This window comes from Cupriavidus pauculus (assembly GCF_002858765.1).
GTDB lineage: Bacteria > Pseudomonadota > Gammaproteobacteria > Burkholderiales > Burkholderiaceae > Cupriavidus > Cupriavidus pauculus_B.
Window position 1 is genome coordinate 1 of sequence record NZ_PJRP01000018.1, and the last position, 18,502, is coordinate 18,502.

General features: G+C 64.2%; 18 protein-coding genes. 16 read left to right on the forward strand and 2 right to left on the reverse strand.

Translation table 11 applies throughout. The annotated features are described in order from the left end of the window. On the reverse strand, positions 1-263 hold a 263-nt coding region (locus CYJ10_RS34465), incomplete at its 3' end, for a hypothetical protein (RefSeq protein ID WP_219621538.1). 81 nt (positions 264-344) lie between these two features. Here CYJ10_RS34465 and ndk point away from each other — a divergent pair. The 16 genes from ndk to CYJ10_RS27410 all read left to right on the forward strand — a co-directional run bounded on the left by ndk (position 345) and on the right by CYJ10_RS27410 (position 18,017). Beyond that, the gene (gene ndk / locus CYJ10_RS27335; protein ID WP_066733833.1) at positions 345-770 is read left to right on the forward strand and encodes a nucleoside-diphosphate kinase; all 426 of its coding nucleotides are present in this window, start codon (positions 345-347) and stop codon (positions 768-770) included. A gap of 53 nt (positions 771-823) precedes the next feature. Next, positions 824-1,975, forward strand: coding sequence for a 23S rRNA (adenine(2503)-C(2))-methyltransferase RlmN (gene rlmN / locus CYJ10_RS27340; RefSeq protein WP_101684584.1), 1,152 nt, complete (start codon positions 824-826; stop codon positions 1,973-1,975). Then, the gene (gene pilW, locus CYJ10_RS27345; RefSeq protein ID WP_101684585.1) at positions 1,972-2,751 is read left to right on the forward strand and encodes a type IV pilus biogenesis/stability protein PilW; all 780 of its coding nucleotides are present in this window, start codon (positions 1,972-1,974) and stop codon (positions 2,749-2,751) included. The genes rlmN and pilW overlap by 4 nt, the downstream gene beginning before the upstream one ends. Beyond that, entirely contained in the window at positions 2,744-3,889 is a 1,146-nt protein-coding gene (locus CYJ10_RS27350) for a RodZ domain-containing protein (RefSeq protein WP_101684586.1), read from the forward strand. Before pilW ends, CYJ10_RS27350 begins: the two co-directional genes overlap by 8 nt. Positions 3,890-3,937: 48 nt before the next feature. Further along, positions 3,938-5,230, forward strand: coding sequence for a flavodoxin-dependent (E)-4-hydroxy-3-methylbut-2-enyl-diphosphate synthase (gene ispG / locus CYJ10_RS27355; protein ID WP_101684587.1), 1,293 nt, complete (start codon positions 3,938-3,940; stop codon positions 5,228-5,230). Positions 5,231-5,281: 51 nt separating this feature from the next. After that, positions 5,282-6,634 (forward strand): histidine--tRNA ligase, encoded by a 1,353-nt coding sequence (hisS, locus tag CYJ10_RS27360; RefSeq protein ID WP_101684588.1) that lies wholly within the window; start codon positions 5,282-5,284, stop codon positions 6,632-6,634. 87 nt (positions 6,635-6,721) lie between these two features. Beyond that, positions 6,722-7,351: a YfgM family protein gene (locus CYJ10_RS27365; protein WP_101684589.1), complete on the forward strand. Its 630-nt coding sequence runs from the start codon at positions 6,722-6,724 to the stop codon at positions 7,349-7,351. Positions 7,352-7,392: 41 nt separating this feature from the next. Continuing rightward, positions 7,393-8,544: an outer membrane protein assembly factor BamB gene (gene bamB, locus CYJ10_RS27370; protein WP_101684590.1), complete on the forward strand. Its 1,152-nt coding sequence runs from the start codon at positions 7,393-7,395 to the stop codon at positions 8,542-8,544. A 260-nt stretch (positions 8,545-8,804) separates the two neighbouring features. Further along, the gene (gene der, locus CYJ10_RS27375; RefSeq protein ID WP_101684591.1) at positions 8,805-10,148 is read left to right on the forward strand and encodes a ribosome biogenesis GTPase Der; all 1,344 of its coding nucleotides are present in this window, start codon (positions 8,805-8,807) and stop codon (positions 10,146-10,148) included. A gap of 211 nt (positions 10,149-10,359) precedes the next feature. Next, a complete protein-coding gene (gene hfq, locus CYJ10_RS27380) occupies positions 10,360-10,599 on the forward strand; it encodes an RNA chaperone Hfq (protein ID WP_092289682.1) in 240 nt (79 codons plus the stop codon). Between the two features lie 265 nt (positions 10,600-10,864). Then, positions 10,865-12,121 (forward strand): GTPase HflX, encoded by a 1,257-nt coding sequence (hflX, locus tag CYJ10_RS27385; RefSeq protein ID WP_101684592.1) that lies wholly within the window; start codon positions 10,865-10,867, stop codon positions 12,119-12,121. A gap of 106 nt (positions 12,122-12,227) precedes the next feature. Beyond that, a complete protein-coding gene (hflK, locus tag CYJ10_RS27390) occupies positions 12,228-13,571 on the forward strand; it encodes an FtsH protease activity modulator HflK (protein ID WP_101684593.1) in 1,344 nt (447 codons plus the stop codon). Positions 13,572-13,582: 11 nt separating this feature from the next. Then, positions 13,583-14,488, forward strand: a complete 906-nt coding sequence (hflC, locus tag CYJ10_RS27395) for a protease modulator HflC (RefSeq protein WP_101684594.1) — start codon at positions 13,583-13,585, stop codon at positions 14,486-14,488. A gap of 140 nt (positions 14,489-14,628) precedes the next feature. Continuing rightward, positions 14,629-15,780, forward strand: coding sequence for an ATP phosphoribosyltransferase regulatory subunit (locus CYJ10_RS27400; RefSeq protein WP_101684595.1), 1,152 nt, complete (start codon positions 14,629-14,631; stop codon positions 15,778-15,780). A gap of 189 nt (positions 15,781-15,969) precedes the next feature. Next, positions 15,970-17,313: an adenylosuccinate synthase gene (locus CYJ10_RS27405; protein ID WP_101684596.1), complete on the forward strand. Its 1,344-nt coding sequence runs from the start codon at positions 15,970-15,972 to the stop codon at positions 17,311-17,313. A 134-nt stretch (positions 17,314-17,447) separates the two neighbouring features. Continuing rightward, complete coding sequence (locus CYJ10_RS27410; RefSeq protein ID WP_101684597.1) at positions 17,448-18,017, forward strand: phosphoribosyltransferase; 570 nt, start codon at positions 17,448-17,450, stop codon at positions 18,015-18,017. 60 nt (positions 18,018-18,077) lie between these two features. Here the strand turns inward: CYJ10_RS27410 and CYJ10_RS27415 are convergent. Next, positions 18,078-18,502 (reverse strand): NAD(P)-dependent oxidoreductase (locus CYJ10_RS27415; RefSeq protein WP_101684682.1); only part of this gene is annotated, 425 nt, incomplete at its 5' end.

Consider the following 18,502-nt stretch of genomic DNA (forward strand, 5'->3'; position numbering starts at 1 on the left):
TTCATCGTGACTCCTGTCATCAGATCTATGTGAGGCGCCGGGGCAACCCGACGGCACAGCGCCAATGTGGCATCGCGCCTGCGGATTTGCAAGGGGGCTTTGTCCAGACAATAACCCTTGTTATTAGTTGTTTTCCGAAAACGCAAACATTTGACGAAGGGTTTGCGCCGCCGTTCCCACATTTCACGAATGTAATGTGATTTGTAAATAACAAAAAAAGAGGCGGCAGCGCACACCGCAGGTATCGTCGAGGCCATTGGCACGCGCGCTCGAATCCGCCATGCGGTCGTGCTAGAATTGCACGTTTAATCCATTTGTAACCCCTTCATTTTTCGGAGTTTTTCATGGCGATCGAACGCACCCTGTCGATTATCAAGCCGGATGCCGTGGCCAAGAACGTTATCGGCCAGATCTACGCCCGTTTCGAGGCCGCTGGCCTGAAGATCGTTGCTGCCAAGATGGTTCATCTGTCGCGCGGCGAAGCCGAGCAGTTCTACGCTGTTCACAAGGCACGTCCGTTCTTCAAGGATCTGGTGGACTTCATGGTTTCGGGCCCGGTCATCATCCAGGCCCTGGAAGGCGAAAACGCCATCGCCAAGCACCGCGACCTGATGGGCGCCACCGATCCGAAGAAGGCTGAAAAGGGCACGATCCGCGCCGATTTCGCCGACAGCATCGACGCCAACGCCGTGCACGGCTCGGACGCTGCTGAAACGGCTGCCGTGGAAGTGGCTTTCTTCTTCCCGGGCATGAACGTTTACAGCCGTTGATTGTCTTCTGACACTCACGACTGAACCCCTGTAGTCAAGTTGGAACTGCCGTCATGAACGATCTCGTCAACCTGCTCGACCTCGACGCGGACGCGCTCACCGCCTATTGCGGCGAGCTCGGCGAGAAGCCGTTCCGTGCGCGGCAGCTGCAACGCTGGATCCACCAGTTTGGTGCCAGCCGCTTCGACGCCATGTCGGATCTCGCCAAGTCGCTGCGCGAAAAGCTCGCGACGCGGGCCGAGATCCGCTCGCCCGCCGTCATCACCGACAACCTGTCGACTGACGGCACGCGCAAATGGCTGATCGATGTCGGCGCCGGCAACGCGGTGGAGACGGTGTACATCCCCGAGGACACGCGCGGTACGCTGTGCGTGTCGTCGCAGGCGGGGTGCGCCGTCAACTGCCGGTTCTGTTCCACCGGCAAGCAGGGTTTTTCCCGCAACCTGACGACCGGCGAGATCATTGGCCAGCTCTGGATGGCCGAATTCGCCATGCGGGCCCAGCTGGGCCGTGGTCCCAAGGACGACCGCGTCATCTCCAACGTGGTGATGATGGGCATGGGCGAGCCGCTGCTGAACTACGATGCCGTCGTGCCGGCCATGCGCCTGATGCTCGACGACAATGCGTACGGGTTGTCGCGCCGCCGCGTGACGCTGTCCACGTCCGGCGTGGTGCCGATGATGGACCGCCTGTCCAAGGACCTGCCCGTGGCGCTGGCCGTGTCGCTGCACGGATCGAATGACGCCCTGCGCGACATGCTCGTGCCGCTGAACCGCAAGTACCCGCTGGCCGACCTGATGGCGGCATGCCGCCGCTACCTGGAATTCGCGCCGCGCGATTTCATTACGTTTGAATACTGCATGCTCGACGGCGTCAACGACACCGTCGAGAATGCGCGGGAACTGCTGAAGCTTGTGGCCGACGTGCCTTGCAAGTTCAACCTGATCCCGTTCAACCCGTTCCCGGAATCGGGGCTGAAGCGCTCGAACAACGAGCAGATCCGCCGCTTCGCCCAGGTGTTGATGGACGCGGGTATCGTCACGACGATCCGCAAGACCCGGGGCGACGACATCGACGCAGCCTGCGGGCAGTTGGCCGGCGAGGTCATGGATCGTACCCGTCTGGCCGAGCGCGGCAAGTTCGGCAAGATCACGCCATTGGTGCCGGTGGTTGCCGGTACCGCTCGGGAGGCCCGTCCTGCATGACCCGTCTGCTTGTCGCTGCCCTGTCAGGGCTGTTGATGCTGTCCGCCTGCACGCTGCCCGCCGGGCCCACGCAGGACATCAAGACCGCTTCCGACCAGACTGCCGCTGACAAGCGTGCGGCGCTCCGGCTGCGCCTGGCCACGCAATACCTTGAGGCCCGCCAGTATCCGGTGGCGCTCGACGAGGTCAAGCAGGCCATCAATATCGATCCGTCGAACGTCGACGCCTATCACGTGCGTGCCTTGATCTACATGGGCATGAACGAGAACGCACTGGCGGAAGACAGCTTCCGTACCGCCCTGAACATGCGGGCGAACGATCCGGACGTACTGAACAACTATGGCTGGTTCCTGTGCCAGACCAACCGCTACGCCGAGGGCAAGGCCACGTTGCAGCGCGCGGTGCAGACGCCGTCGGCCAACGGGCCGATCAAGCCGCTGACGAACCTTGGCATTTGCGAAATGCGCAACGGCAATCTCGCCGAGGCGGAAAAAAATCTGCAAACGGCCTACGGATATGACCGCAATGATCCGTCAGTGCTCATGAATCTCGCGCAATTGAATTTCCAGCGCGGGGACATGGGACAAGCCCGGCAGTTTGCTGGCCGCGTCAACGCGAGCCGCTTTGCCAGCGCGCCATCCCTCTGGCTGGGTGCGCGCATTGCCCACCGCCAGGGCGATACCCAGACGCAGGGCGCGATGATCGCGGAACTGCGTAACCGTTTCCCCGATTCGCGCGAGCTGACCGCATACGAGAGAGGAGCTTGGGATGAATGAAGAAGAGCGCGCCGGTAGCCAGGCCGCAACGCAAGTTGCCGGCGGCGCGACAGACTCCGACCGCGAGGCAGTGGCCCGCGAGATCGGGGCGCAACTGAAAGAGGCGCGCGAGGCGCAACGCCTGTCGCTGGAGGATGTCGGCGCACGCCTGAAGGTGGCGCCGAACAAGCTTGTGGCGATCGAGGCAGGCGATGTGTCGAGCCTGATGGACGTGACGTTTGCCAAGGGCGTGATGCGCGCCTATGCGCGCACGCTCCAGATCGATATCGACGGTCTGCTTGGCCAGTACCACGCGCGGGCGCAGGCCACGCCGGTGACTGGCATCACGCGCCGCCATGAAGGCGCGCTGAACCAGACGTTCGACGACCGCAAGCGCTTTGGCAGCAAGAGCACCGGCGGCGCCGGTGGCCGCTGGATCTGGCTGGTTTGCGTGCTGGCGCTGGTGGCAGTTGGCGTTTATTTTGGCTACGACCATGCCAAGGCGTGGTTCGACGCGCACAGCAAGGCGACGGCGGAAGCGCCTGCCAACGACAAGCCGGCCGAGAAGGCTGCGGAAGAAGGTGCCACGCAAAGCAACGGCGATGGCACCGTGACGGCGGCATTGCCGCCGGTGATGGCGGGCAACGATTCGCCGGCACCGTCCGAGGCGGCTCCGGCCGAGCCGGCGGGCAAGGCGGAACCGGCGGAGCCGGCAGTCAAGGCCGCTCCGGCTCCCGCCCCGGCGGCGGCTGCACCGACCCCCGCACCGACCCCGGTCGCTACCACGACGGCGGGCATGCCGCTGGCAACGGGCGGCGCCGTGAACCTGACGCAGGAAGCTCCCGCCAAGCCGGTGGCGCCTGCCGTTGCCGCTCCCGTATCTGCCGCCGCCGCTGCATCGCCTGCGGCGTCTGGCGATAGCGCAGTGCAGATCCGCTTTGCGTCCGACACCTGGTACGAGGTGCGCGACCGCACCGGCAAGGTGATCCTGGGCGGCACGGCCAAGGGCGGCGACGCCGTGGCCGGCAGCGGCGCGGGCGGTCCATACAAGGTCATCCTCGGCAACGTGAAGGGTGTGGAGTCGCTGGCGCACAATGGCGCGCCGGTGAACTTCAAGTCTGCCGACCGGAACAATGTGGCGCGCCTGACCCTGCAGTAATGCGGCCGGGCAGCGCAATCAGCCATGCCATTTGAAGGTGGTAAAGCAATGCAACAGAAGGCTTCCCAACCGGTGATTCCGGGTCCGCTGCCGCGTCGCGTGTCGCGCCAGGCCAGCGTCGTGTGGGGCGACAATATCGTAACGATCGGCGGCGGCGCGCCGGTGCGCGTGCAGTCGATGACCAATACGGACACCGTCGACGCGATCGGCACGGCCATTCAGATCAAGGATCTGGCGCGTGCAGGCTCGGAGATTGTCCGGATTACGGTCAACACGCCGGAAGCCGCGGCGGCCGTGCCGGCCGTCCGCGAGCAACTGGACCGCATGGGCGTCAATGTGCCGCTGGTGGGCGACTTCCACTACAACGGCCATACGCTGCTGCACGACTATCCCGAGTGCGCACAGGCGCTGTCGAAGTATCGGATCAACCCCGGCAACGTGGGCAAGGGCGCCAAGCGCGACAAGCAGTTCGCCGAGATGATCGAGATGGCGTGCCGCTACAACAAGCCGGTGCGCATTGGCGTGAACTGGGGCAGCCTGGATCAGGACCTGCTCGCGCGCGTCATGGACGAGAATGCCAGGCGCGCCGAGCCGTGGCCCGCGCAGAGCGTGATGGTGGAAGCACTGATCACGTCGGCGATCGAATCCGCGCAGAAGGCCGAGGAGATCGGCCTGGCGGGCAACCAGATCATCCTGTCGTGCAAGGTTTCGCAGGTGCAGGAGCTGGTGGCGGTGTACCGCGAGCTGTCGCGCCGCTGCGAGTATGCGTTGCACCTGGGCTTGACCGAGGCCGGCATGGGCAGCAAGGGCATTGTGGCCTCGACGGCGGCGCTGTCGGTGCTGCTGCAGGAAGGCATCGGCGACACGATCCGCATTTCGCTGACGCCGGAGCCGGGCGCCGCGCGCGAGAAGGAAGTCTACGTCGGCCAGGAAATCCTGCAGACGATGGGCCTGCGCAACTTCACCCCGATGGTGATTGCATGCCCGGGTTGCGGTCGTACCACGAGCACGACGTTCCAGGAACTGGCGGCCAGCATCCAGGGTTACCTGCGCGAGCAGATGCCGGTCTGGAAGAACGACTTCCCGGGCGTGGAAGAGATGGATGTGGCCGTGATGGGCTGCATCGTGAACGGCCCCGGCGAAAGCAAGCATGCCAATATCGGCATCTCGCTGCCCGGCTCGGGCGAATCGCCGGCGGCGCCGGTGTTCGTCGACGGCGTGAAGGTCAAGACGCTGCGCGGCGAGAACATTGCCCAGGAATTCCAGGCGATCGTGGACGAATACGTCCGCTCGCACTACGGCCCGAACGCCAAGCAGGCAAAACAGGAAGCGGTGGCCTGAGCGCAGCGGCGCCAGGTCAGCACCCGCAGCACCGGTATCACGAAGAGAACAATGAGCGAAGACAAGACGAAGGCCGACAAGGCACTGCAGGGCGTGAAGGGCATGAACGACATGCTGCCCGCCGACGCCCCGCTGTGGGAATTGTTTGAGAACGCCGCGCGCAGCATGCTGCGGGCCTATGGCTATCAGCAGATCCGCACGCCGATCGTCGAACATACGCAGCTCTTCGTGCGCAGCATCGGCGAGGTGACCGATATCGTCGAGAAGGAAATGTATTCCTTCACCGATGCCCTGAATGGCGAAAACCTGACGCTGCGCCCGGAAGGCACCGCAGCGGCCGTGCGCGCGACGATCGAGCACAACCTGCTGTACGACGGCCCGAAGCGCCTGTGGTACACCGGTCCGATGTTCCGTCATGAAAGGCCGCAACGGGGCCGCTATCGCCAGTTCCACCAGCTTGGCGCCGAGGCGCTGGGCTTTGCCGGCCCGGACGTGGATGCGGAAATCATCCTGATGTGCCAGCGCCTGTGGGATGACCTGGGTCTGGTTGGGGTCCGCCTGGAGCTGAACTCGCTGGGCCAGGCACACGAGCGCGCCGCCCACCGCGAGGAACTGATCAAGTACCTGGAAGGCTTCAAGGACATCCTCGACGAGGACGGCAAGCGCCGCCTGTACACCAACCCGCTGCGCGTGCTGGACACCAAGAATCCGGCGCTGCAGGAAATGGCGGCCAACGCGCCGAAGCTGATCGACTTCCTGGGCGAGGAATCGCTGGCCCACTTCGAGGGCGTGCAGCGGATCCTGAAGGCGAACAACATCCCCTTCAAGATCAATCCGCGCCTGGTGCGTGGCCTGGACTACTACAACCTGACTGTGTTCGAGTGGATCACCGACAAGCTCGGCGCGCAGGGCACGATCGCCGGCGGTGGCCGCTACGATCCGCTGATCCAGCAGATGGGCGGCAAGTCGGCGCCGGCCTGCGGCTGGGCAATGGGCATCGAGCGCATCATCGAACTGCTGCGCGAGGAAAAGCTGGTGCCGGAATCGCAGGGCTGCGACGTGTACATGGTCCACCAGGGCCAGGCCGCCAGCGAGCAGGCAATGATTGCCGGCGAGCGGCTGCGCGATGCGGGCCTGGACGTGGTCTTCCACGCCACGCCGGATGGCAAGAGCGGCAGCTTCAAGTCGCAGATGAAGCGCGCCGACGCAAGTGGCGCATCCTTTGCCGTTATCATTGGCGACGACGAAATCGCCGCCGGCACGGTGCAGGTCAAGCAGCTGCGCAGCGGCAATGCGGCCGAAGGTGGTCCGCAGACCAGCGTGCCGGCCGAGAATGTCGTCGACTTCATCATCGACAGGATGGTCGACGAAATCGAATCGGACGACGAGGACGACGCGCAATAAGCACGCCGTCGGAATCGCGCCGCACGGCCGCTGTCCTGCCAGGAAGCGGCCGTGTCAATTTCAACCAACGCGGGTAACTGCCTCGACATGGCTTACGATCTAGAAGAACAGGAACAGCTTGAGAGCCTCAAGGCCTGGTGGAAACAGTACGGCAATACCGTCACCTGGGCGCTGATTGTCGCCCTGCTGGCGTTCGCGGGCTGGTCTGGCTGGAACTACTGGCAACGCAAGCAGGCCGGCGACGCGGCAGTGCTGTACGAGCAGGTGACCAAGGCCGCCGAGGCGCGCGACGCCGACCGCGTCAAGCGTGCGGCCACCGACCTGGAAGACAAGTTCGGCCGCACCGCCTATGGCCCGATGAGCGCGTTGACCGCGGCCAAGGTGCTGTACGACGCGGGCGACCTGGCCGGTGCCAAGACGCAGCTGCAGTGGGCCATCGATCATGGCGGTGAAGACTATGCGCCGCTGGCGCGCGTACGGCTGGCCGGTGTGCTGCTGGACGAGAAGGCCTACGACCAGGGCCTGGCGCTGCTGAAGGATGCGCCCGCGCAGTACGAGGCGCTGTTCGCCGATCGCCGCGGCGATCTGCTGGCTGCGCAGGACAAGCGCGACGAGGCGCGTACCGCCTACCGCCGCGCGCTGGAAAAGCTCGGCGCGACCGAGGGCGGCATGCGCCAGATCATCCAGTTCAAGCTCGACGCGCTGGGCACCGCGTGAGCGGACGGCGGACCCTTTTTAAAAATTCAGGATCGCATCCTATGACGTCATTGCTTCGCACAGCCGCAACCCGTACGCTCGTGGCCGGCACCTGCCTGGGCCTGCTGGCGGGCTGCTCGCTGTTCAGCAAGGAAAACAAGCACCCGCCCACCGAACTGAAGCCGATCTCGGCCACGCTGTCGGTCAAGCAGGCCTGGAAGGCTGACGTGGGCAAGAGCGGCCCGTACGTCATGGCGCCCGTTGTGGCTGGCGATGCGGTGTTCGTGTCGGGCAAGAGCGGCGCGCTGATGGCCATCAACGCCACCAACGGCCAGACGCTCTGGAAGGCGAAGACCGACCTGGACCTGACCTCGGGCCCGGGCTCGGACGGCGACACGACGGCCGTGGCCGGCGAGAAGGGCGCCATCTACGCGTTCGACAAGAGCGGCAAGCAGATCTGGAAAAAGCAGGTCAACGGCGAAGTTCTGTCGGCACCGCTGGTCGGCAACGGCCTGGTGGTCGTGCGTACGACCGACACCCGCATCATCGGCCTGGACGCCGGCACTGGCGACCGCCGCTGGATCTACCAGCGCTCGCAGGCGCCGCTGAACCTGCGCGCGGCGATGGGGATGGTGTACGCCGGTGACGGCATCGTCACGGGCTTCCCGGGCGGCAAGCTTGGCGTGCTGGCGCCGGGCAATGGCGTGCTGCGTTGGGAGAGCACGGTGTCGTATCCGAAGGGTGTGTCGGAGATCGAGCGCCTGAACGATGTGACAGGCATGCCGGCCGTTCTGGGCCGTCAGGTCTGCGCAACCACGTTCCAGGGGCGTATTTCCTGCCTGGAACTGGCCAACGGCCAGCCGCAGTGGGGCAAGGACTTCTCGTCGCCGATGGGTTTGGCGCAGGATGACAGTTCGCTGTTCGCCAGCGACGAAACCTCGGCGGTGTTCTCGTTCGATCGCCAGAACGGCAACGAGCGCTGGAAGAATATGGACCTGCGTTACCGCAGCCTGGGCGCACCGGCGTCCATCGGCCGGTCGGTGGTCGTTGGCGACTACGAAGGATTTGTCCACTTCCTGTCGCGGGAGGATGGCACCGTCCTGGCGCGCATGAAGACGGACGGCAGCGCGATCAGCGCGGCACCGGTGATTGCCGGCCAGACGCTGGTGGTGCAGACCCGCGACGGCGACGTCTACGGCTTCGTACCGAACTGATTGCCAGGGGCGCCGACGATGGCGCCAGAACGAAAGCGTGCCAGCGCACGCAAGCCCGCCCATGCCCCTGTCGCGTGGGCGGTGCCAATCCGGTAGCATGATCCCTGGTCGTGCCAAAACATAGCGGGATGGAACTGCGGTTCCGTCTCCGCTCCGACAGGAAAAGCGGCCAGCCGTGGACAAGCACGGCGGTTGTCGGATCAACATGACTCCGGAATTGCGGGGGACGGCGCGTGCCGGCCCCTGTTTCCGTTTATTGAATGAAACCAGTTATCGCACTCGTCGGCCGTCCCAATGTGGGCAAGTCGACGCTATTCAATCGCATGACCCGCTCGCGCGACGCACTTGTCGCCGACCTGCCGGGCCTGACACGGGACCGCCACTATGGCGAGGGCCGTATCGGCGATCGTCCGTTCATCGTGATCGACACCGGCGGCTTCGAGCCCGTGGCCAAGGATGGCATTGTTGCCGAGATGGCCAAGCAGACGCGTCAGGCCGTGGTGGAAGCGGACGTCGTGATCTTCCTGGTGGACGGCCGCCTGGGGCTCGCGCCGCAGGATCGCGTGATCGCCGACTACCTGCGCAAGACCGGCCGCCGCATCATGCTGGCCGTCAACAAGGCCGAGGGTATGAACTACACCTCGGTGGCGACCGATTTTTATGAGCTGGGCATGGGAGATCCGTATGCGATCTCGTCCACGCACGGCGACGGCGTGAGCGACCTCGTCGACGAGGCGCTGGAACTGGCCGTGCAGGAACGCCCGGAACTGGCCGAGCAGGACGACGGCAATCAGCGCGGTACCAAGATCGCCATCGTGGGTCGGCCGAACGTGGGCAAGTCCACGCTGGTCAACACGCTGATCGGCGAAGAGCGCGTGATCGCGTTCGATATGCCGGGGACCACGCGCGATGCGATCTACGTGGAGTTCGAGCGTGGTGGCAGGCCCTACACGCTGATCGACACCGCAGGCCTGCGCAAGCGCGGGAAGGTGTTCGAGGCCATCGAGAAGTTCTCGGTGGTCAAGACGCTGCAGTCGATTGCCGATGCCAACGTGGTGGTGCTGCTGCTCGATGCCCAGCAGGACATTTCCGAGCAGGATGCCCATATCGCGGGCTTTATCGTGGAGTCGGGCCGCGCGCTGGTGGTGGGCGTGAACAAGTGGGATGGCCTCGATGGCCACGCTCGCGACCGCATCAAGCACGACCTGGAGCGCAAGCTGCAGTTTCTGAGCTTTGCGAACGTTCACTACGTGTCGGCCAAGGAACGTACCGGAATTGGTGCATTGCTGCGCTCCGTGGACGACGCGTACGCCGCTGCGATGGTCAAGCTGCCGACGCCGCAACTCACGCGAGTGCTGCAGGAAGCGGTGGAATTCCAGCAGCCGAAGCGCGCGGGGGTATCGCGCCCCAAGATGCGCTACGCGCACCAGGGCGGTTCCAATCCGCCGATCGTGGTCATCCACGGCAACGGGCTGCAGAACGTGACGGCCGCGTACAAGCGTTACCTCGAGAACCGCTTCCGCACGGCGTTCAAGCTCAAGGGCACGCCGTTGCGCATCGAATTCCGTACGAACAAAAACCCTTACGCCGAATCGAAGGATTGAGCCCAAAAGGTGCCGTTCCTCGTCCGAAGTTTCGTTTGCGTTCGTTTGGAACTGCGGCTAAATTCACGAGTAGCAGGGGAAGCCCTGCTGCGTTGATGCCAGCTTGGTACCGTTTTGATCTTTTTTCTGGCGCGTTTTTGCGCCAACTGACTTGAACCGGGGACTTTCGTCCCCATGATCCATCACTAAATCTATAATTTTGGAGTGTGCCATGAGCAACAAAGGGCAATTGCTACAAGACCCGTTCCTTAACGCGCTGCGCAAAGAGCACGTGCCGGTTTCCATCTACCTCGTCAATGGCATCAAGCTGCAAGGCAATATCGAGTCGTTCGACCAGTATGTCGTCCTGCTGCGGAACACCGTGACGCAAATGGTGTACAAGCATGCGATTTCTACCGTCGTGCCGGCGCGCGCGGTCAATTTCCGTGTGGATGATTCCCCCGAGGGCTGATTTTTCCTCGTTTGTGGACGGCCGCATCCGCATGCGGCCGTCACGCTGCACGTTCCCGCCCCAGCTGTTCTCCGGCCTGCGCCGTCAGCGCTGCCCCGACCGGGCGGCACCTTCCGAATCCGGTTCCCGATCCAGTCTGCGTCCGTCACCGAGCCCCATGGCAATGGTGTGCGACAGCTTGTCGCAGCACGGCCGGTCATTGTCCTGACAATCGGATCCAACCTCGTTTTCCAACCTATTTTTCCGGCGCTTGGCGTCCACCCGCTTGCAACCCAGAGCTACCTCCCAGACCGATCCTTCGCGCGCGATCCTCGTCGGCGTGGATTTCGGCAAGCATGACTTCCAGGAAAGCCTTTCCGAACTGGCGCTGCTGACCTCCACGGCCGGCTCGGTGCCCGTACACACGCTGACCGGCAAGCGTTCGCGCCCCGACCCGGCGCTGTTCATCGGTTCGGGCAAGGCGGAAGAGCTCAAGGAGGCAGCGGACGCCCTGGATGCCGATGTGGTGGTGTTTAACCACGCGCTGAGCCCGGCCCAGCAACGTAACCTGGAGCGCTTTCTCGGGCGGCACGTGATCGACCGTACCGGCCTGATCCTCGATATCTTCGGCCAGCGTGCGCAAAGCCACGTGGGCAAGGTGCAGGTGGAACTGGCCCAGGTGCAATACCAGGCGTCGCGCCTGGTGCGGGCGTGGAGCCACCTTGAACGCCAGAAGGGCGGTATTGGCATGCGCGGCGGCCCCGGCGAACGTCAGCTCGAACTGGACCGCCGGATGCTTGATGATCGCGCCAAGCGGCTCAAGACCGATCTGGCGCGGCTGCAGCGTCAGCACCATACGCAGCGCCGTGCCCGCGCGCGTAACGATACGCTGAGCATTTCGCTGGTCGGCTATACCAACGCGGGCAAGTCGACGCTGTTCAACGCGCTGACCAAGGCGCGCGCGTACGCGGCCGATCAATTGTTCGCCACCCTCGATACCACGTCGCGCCGGCTGTTTCTGGACGGATTCGGCAACGTGGTGCTGTCCGATACGGTCGGCTTCATCCGCGACCTGCCGACGCAACTCGTGGCGGCGTTCCGTGCCACGCTGGACGAAACCGTTCATGCCGACCTGCTGTTGCACGTGGTGGACGCGTCGAGCCCGGTGCGCCACGAGCAGATCGAGCAGGTGAACCGTGTGCTGGCGGAAATCAACGCCTCGGACATCCCGCAGATTGTGGTGATGAACAAGATCGATGCGGCGCCGGAACTGCTGGAGCAGGGCGCCCGCATCGAGCGCAACGAGGATGGCGTGCCGACGCGCGTCTTCATTTCGGCGCGCGACGGGGTGGGTCTCGATGCCCTGCGTGAAGCCGTGGTCGAAGTCGCCCAGTGGCTGGCGTCGCGGCCGGATGCGCCCGCCCCGTTCGATCCGCGTCTGGACGGCATTCCGCCTCCGGCCGAAGACGATGACTGGGACGCCGGAGACCCCCGCGAGGGCGCCGAAAACGGCCCGGATCGGGGTGCCGATCACCCAGACTGATAGCCGTTCGCTGCGAATGGCGGCCCGATTGGGGGAATTTGAGCAAAAGTGATCGAGATGGCTGCTAGAATCCCCCTGTTCCAACTTTCCCGGACCCGTGCCCTACATGCCCCTGTTCCCTCGGAATCCTGACTCGCACTTCGTGCCAGGCAGCCGCGCCGCGCGGTTTGCTCGCTGGCCGCGCCTGCGCGCCATCTTCTCGTTGAACGACCCACGCTGGGGTCGTAACGGACAGGACGATGAAGACAACAAGGACAAAGGTCGCCAGCAGAACCAGCGTCCGCAGGACGGCCCGCCCGACCTGGACGAGCTGTGGCGCGACTTCAACCGCCGCCTGAACGGCCTGCTGGGCCGCAAGGACAATGGCGGTGGCGGCCAGGGCAATGGCTTCGGCTCGCGCCCATCGGGCAAGGGCTCGAATGTCGGGCTCGCCGTGATCGTCGCGGCCGTGGTCGGCATCTGGCTGGCCAGTGGCTTCTTCATGGTGCAGGAAGGCCAGACCGCCGTAATCCTGCAGTTCGGCAAGTTCAAGTACACCACGGGTCCCGGTATCAACTGGCGTGCGCCGTGGCCGATCCAGTCGGCCGAGGTGGTGAACCTGTCGGGAGTGCGTTCGGTGGAGGTTGGCCGCGCCACGTCGATCAAGGACAGCAACCTCAAGGACTCGTCGATGCTGACGCAGGACGAGAACATCATCGACGTCCGCTTCACGGTGCAGTACGACATCCAGGACGCCAGCGAATTCCTGTTCTACAACAAGACCGACCGCGGTGGCGATGAAGAACTGGTGACGCAGGCCGCCGAGACGTCGGTGCGCGAGATCGTGGGCCGCAACAAGATGGATGCGGTGCTCTACGAGAACCGCGAGCAGATCGCCCAGGGCCTGGCCAAGTCGATCCAGTCGATCCTGACCGCTTACAAGACCGGTATCCGTGTGATCTCGGTCAACGTGCAGAGCGTGCAACCGCCCGAGCAGGTGCAGGCCGCGTTCGATGATGTGAACAAGGCAAGCCAGGATCGCGAACGTGCGATCAGCGAAGGCCAGGCGTACGCCAACGACATCCTGCCGCGTGCCCGGGGCACGGCGGCGCGCCTGAAGGAAGAATCGGAAGCCTACCGTGCCCGCGTGGTGGCGCAGGCCGAAGGTGACGCCGCGCGCTTCCGCTCGGTGCAGACCGAATATGCCAAGGCGCCGCAAGTCACGCGCGACCGTATCTATCTGGAGACCATGCAGCAGATTTATAGCAACACGAACAAGATCCTCGTGGACGCCAAGGCGGGCAACAACCTGCTGTACCTGCCGCTGGACAAGCTGATGTCGCAGCTGCCGTCGCAAGCCACGGCGCCGGCATCGGCGGCAGGCGCGAGCACGCCGGCCACGACCGACACGCCCACGCCGGACATCCGTTCGCGTGAGTCGATGCGCAACCGCGACCGCGACGTTCGCTAAGGAGACCCGTCATGAACCGACTGATTTCCTTCGCCATTGGCCTGTTTATCCTGCTGGCCGTCGTGTCGTCGATGCTCTTCGTGGTCGATCAGCGTCAATATGCCGTGGTCTTCGCCTTCGGCGAGATCAAGCAGGTGGTGCGCGAGCCCGGCCTGCATTTCAAGCTGCCGCCGCCGCTGCAGAACGTGGTCTTCATGGACCGTCGCCTGCAGACGATCGACGTGGCCGCCAGCGAGCGTTTCCTGACCGCCGAGAAGAAGTCGATGGTGGTGGACTGGTTCGTCAAATGGCGAATTACCGATCCCCGCAAGTTCTTCGTGGCATTTGCCGGTAACGTCCGTGGCGCGCAAGACCGCATGACGCAGCGTATCGACGCCGTGGCGCGCGAGGAATTTGGCAAGCGCACCGTCGCCGACGTGGTGGCGGGCGAGCGCGACAAGGTCATGCAGAACATCCGCCTGGGCATGGCCGAATATGCGCAGTCCGTGGGTGTCGAAATCCTCGATGTGCGTCTGAAGCGCGTGGATCTGCTGCCCGCGATCAGCGAGTCGGTCTATCGCCGCATGGAAGCCGAGCGCAAGCGCGTGGCCAACGAACTGCGTTCGACTGGCGCCGCCGAAGGTGAGAAAATCCGTGCCGATGCCGACCGTCAGCGCGAGGTGGTGCTGGCCGAGGCCTATCGCGATGCCCAGATCGTCAAGGGCGAGGGCGATGCCAAGTCGTCGCAGCTCTACGCCGATGCCTTTGGCAAGGACCCGAGCTTCGCCCAGTTCTGGCGCAGCATGGAGGCCTACCGCAACACATTCCGCGACAAGGGCAATGTGATGGTGCTGGAGCCGAATTCGGACTTCTTCCGCTATATGCGTTCGGCGGGTGGCAACGCGGCGCCGGCTTCCGGTAGCGGCGGCAAGAAGTAGCGCGCACAGCGCGCACCGGGCATCCCGCTCAAATCGGGGGCCCTGAAACGCAACATTCGACAGAACCCCGGTCCGCCGGGGTTTTGTCCGGCTGGAGGGGCGTGCGCCCCGCCAGCCCGGATTTTGATAGAAGAGACCCCATGTCCAACCGCTGGCTCCTGCCCGAAAACATTGCCGACGTCCTGCCGTCGGAAGCGCGCAAGATCGAAGAACTGCGCCGCCGCATGCTGGACCTGTTCCGCACCTATGGCTACGAGCTGGTCATGCCCCCGATGCTCGAGTACCTGGAGTCGCTGCTGACCGGTACCGGCCATGATCTGGACCTGCGCACACTGAAACTGGTGGATCAGCTGTCGGGTCGTACGATGGGCCTGCGCGCCGACATTACGCCGCAAGTGGCACGTATCGATGCGCATTTGCTGAACCGCCCGGGCGTGACGCGCCTGTGCTATGCCGGCAATGTGCTGCACGCGCGCCCAGCCGGTTTCCATGCCACGCGTGAGCCGATCCAGATTGGCGCCGAGATCTACGGTCATGCTGGTCTGGAAGCCGACGTCGAGATCCAGGAACTGATGCTGGCCGCGCTGCAGGCTGCCGGCCTGGCCGATATCCGCCTGGATCTGTGCCACGCGGGCATTCTCGAGGCACTCCTGTCGGCATTGCCTTCGGGGCGTAACATCGAAGATGCGCTGTTTGCTGCACTTGAAACCAAGGATGTCTCGGCCCTGCGTGAGTTGACCCAGGGGCTCCCCGATACGGAGCGCAACGCGCTGTTGGCGTTGCCGACGCTGTACGGTGGCGTAGAGGTAATCGAACGCGCGCGCGCCACACTGCCGGCCAGCCCCGCCATTGGCCGTGCCCTCGACGAGCTGTCAGCGTTGGCCAGTCAGGTAAGCGGCGCCAGCGTGAACATCGACCTGTCGGATTTGCGCGGTTACCACTATCACAGCGGCGTGATGTTCACGGCCTACGTTGCGGGTTTGCCGAACTACGTGGCCCGTGGGGGCCGCTATGACAAGGTGGGCGAGGCGTTCGGTCGTGCGCGACCGGCCACCGGTTTTTCGCTCGACCTGCGCGAAGTGGCAGCCCTGTCGCCCGTGGAAGTTCGTGCGCAGGCCATCTTCGCCCCGTGGGATGCAGACCCTGCGCTGCGCGCGACGATTGCCACGCTGCGTGCGACTGGCGAGATCGTGATCCAGTCGCTGCCGGGCCATACGCACGAACTCGATGAATTCAAGTGCGACCGCCAGCTACTGCGCCAGGGCGATGCCTGGGTCGTAGTGCCGCGTTGATTCGCTGATTTCTGGCGCCGGCCGTTTCGTGCCGGTGCTTTCCACCTGCTCTCAAATGACGTTTGCTGCCCGCGGTGGCCTATGATCGCCCGGAATGGATGGCAAACGTCTGTTCCGCGGACTCGTGAAAACCCGGAACCGTCGAACAACGAGAGTAGAATACGTTTTTAACCTTCTGACCAATTCAACATGTCCGCATCCGCAGTAGGCCAGGGACGCAATGTCGTCGTGATCGGAACCCAGTGGGGTGACGAAGGCAAAGGGAAAATCGTCGATTGGCTTACCGATCATGCAAAAGGCGTGGTGCGGTTCCAGGGCGGCCACAACGCTGGCCACACGCTCATCATCGGCGGCAAGAAGACCATTCTGCGACTGATTCCGTCAGGGATCATGCGCGAAAGCACCATTTGCTACATCGGCAATGGTGTGGTGCTTTCTCCCGAAGCGCTGTTCCGTGAAATCGAAGAGCTCGAGGGCGCCGGCCTGCAGGTGCAGAACCGCCTGCGCATCTCCGAAGCTACCACGCTGATCCTGCCGTACCACGTGGCCATCGACAAGGCGCGCGAAGCCCGCCGTGGTGCCGCCAAGATCGGTACGACCGGCCGTGGCATCGGCCCGGCCTACGAAGACAAGGTGGCTCGCCGCGCGCTGCGCGTGCAGGACCTGTTCGACCCGAAGCATTTCGCCGAGCGTCTGCGCGAGAACGTGGATTTCCACAACTTCATGCTGACCCAGTACCTGGGCGCCGAAGCCGTGGACTACCAGCAGATCCTGGACGAGATGCTGGCCTACGCGCCGCGTCTGAAGCCGATGGTGGCCGATGTGTCGGCCGAGCTGTACGCCGTGAACGCGGCGGGCGGCAACCTGATGTTCGAGGGCGCGCAAGGCACGCTGCTGGACGTCGACCATGGCACGTACCCGTTCGTGACGTCGAGCAACTGCGTGGCCGGTGCGGCCGCTGCCGGTGCTGGCGTGGGCCCGGGTCGTCTGAACTACATCCTGGGCATTACCAAGGCGTATTGCACGCGCGTGGGTGCGGGTCCGTTCCCGAGCGAGCTGTACGACAACGACAACCCGGCCCGTCAGGACGCCGTGGGTGTGCGCCTGGCCAACGTCGGCAAGGAATTCGGCTCGGTCACCGGCCGTCCGCGCCGCACTGGCTGGCTCGATGCCGCCGCGCTGAAGCGCTCGGTGCAGATCAATGGCGTGTCGGGCCTGTGCCTGACCAAGCTCGACGTGCTCGACGGCCTGGAAACGATCAACCTGTGCGTGGGCTATGAGCTCGACGGCAAGCGCGTCGATATTCTGCCGCGCGGCTCGGATGCGGTGGCGAACTGCAAGCCGATCTACGAAGAGTACCCGGGCTGGAACGAATCGACGTTTGGCGTGAAGACCTGGGATGCGCTGCCGGAGCAGGCGCGCGTGTACCTGAAGCGGGTCGAGGACGTGGTCGGCATTCCGATCGACATGATCTCGACCGGTCCGGACCGCGACGAGACGATCCTGCTGCGCCATCCGTATCAGGTCGCCTGACGCGACGGAAATATCCGTGAGCATGACCGCGGCGCCATGAGTGCCGCGGCCTCACAAAAGCCATTCGGCCCGCGATATGCGGGCCGATGCTTTATCCACTGGCCAATGATCCGGCCATTAGAAGAAAAGACGCCATGAACCTGCCAACCAATGACGAAGAGAACCTGTGGGTCTCCTGGGATGAGTATCACCGCCTGGTCGCACGTCTGGCGCTGAACGTGCATGAGTCGGGCTGGAAGTTCGACAAGATCCTGTGCCTGGCCCGTGGCGGCCTGCGCGTGGGCGACCAGATGTCGCGCATTTTCGATGTGCCGCTGGCCATCCTGGCCACGAGTTCGTACCGCGAAGCCGCTGGCACGCAGCAGGGCGATCTGGATATCGCGCAGTACATCACGATGACCCGTGGCGAACTGTCGGGCAAGATCCTGCTCGTGGACGACCTGGTCGATTCCGGTGTCACGCTGGAACGCGTGGGCCGTCATCTGAAGGAACGCTATCCGGCTGTGACCGACGTGCGCTCGGCCGTGCTCTGGTATAAGGCCTGCTCGAAGGTGGAGCCTGACTATCACGTGACGTTCCTGCCGTCGAACCCGTGGATCCATCAGCCGTTCGAGGAATACGACACGCTGCGCCCGCATAACCTGGCCGCCTGGCTCAAGCGCGGCAAGCGCGCCAGCCTGCTGGACGACGACAGCGCGGCATAAGCGCTTCGTTTTCTCCCCACGCCCAAACGCGGGGGTGGGGAGCCCACTACTGGTCGGCGATCAGTACCCGACCGTGAACCGTTCCCGAACATGCTTCGGCTGCTCGATTTCGTCGAGCATGGCGATGGCATAGTCTTCCATCGAGATCCAGCTCTTGCCGTCGGCGGCGGTGAGCAGATCTTCGTTCCCCAGACGGAATTTTCCAGTTCGCTCGCCCGGCGTGAACAGTGCCGATGGCGACAGGAACGTCCATGCCAAGGCCGTTTCGCCACGCAGGGCGTTGAGGAAGTCACGGCCAGCCGATGCCTCGGCCTTGTAGGCGTCCGGGAAATTTGGCGTATCGACGAGCTGCACGCCGGGTGCCACGTAAAGGCTGCCTGCGCCGCCCACTACCAGCAGGCGCTCGACGCCGGCGGCTTTGACCGCCGCCACGATCTGCGCTGCGCTGGTCTGCAGGAAGCGCACGGTGCTGATCACCACATCGC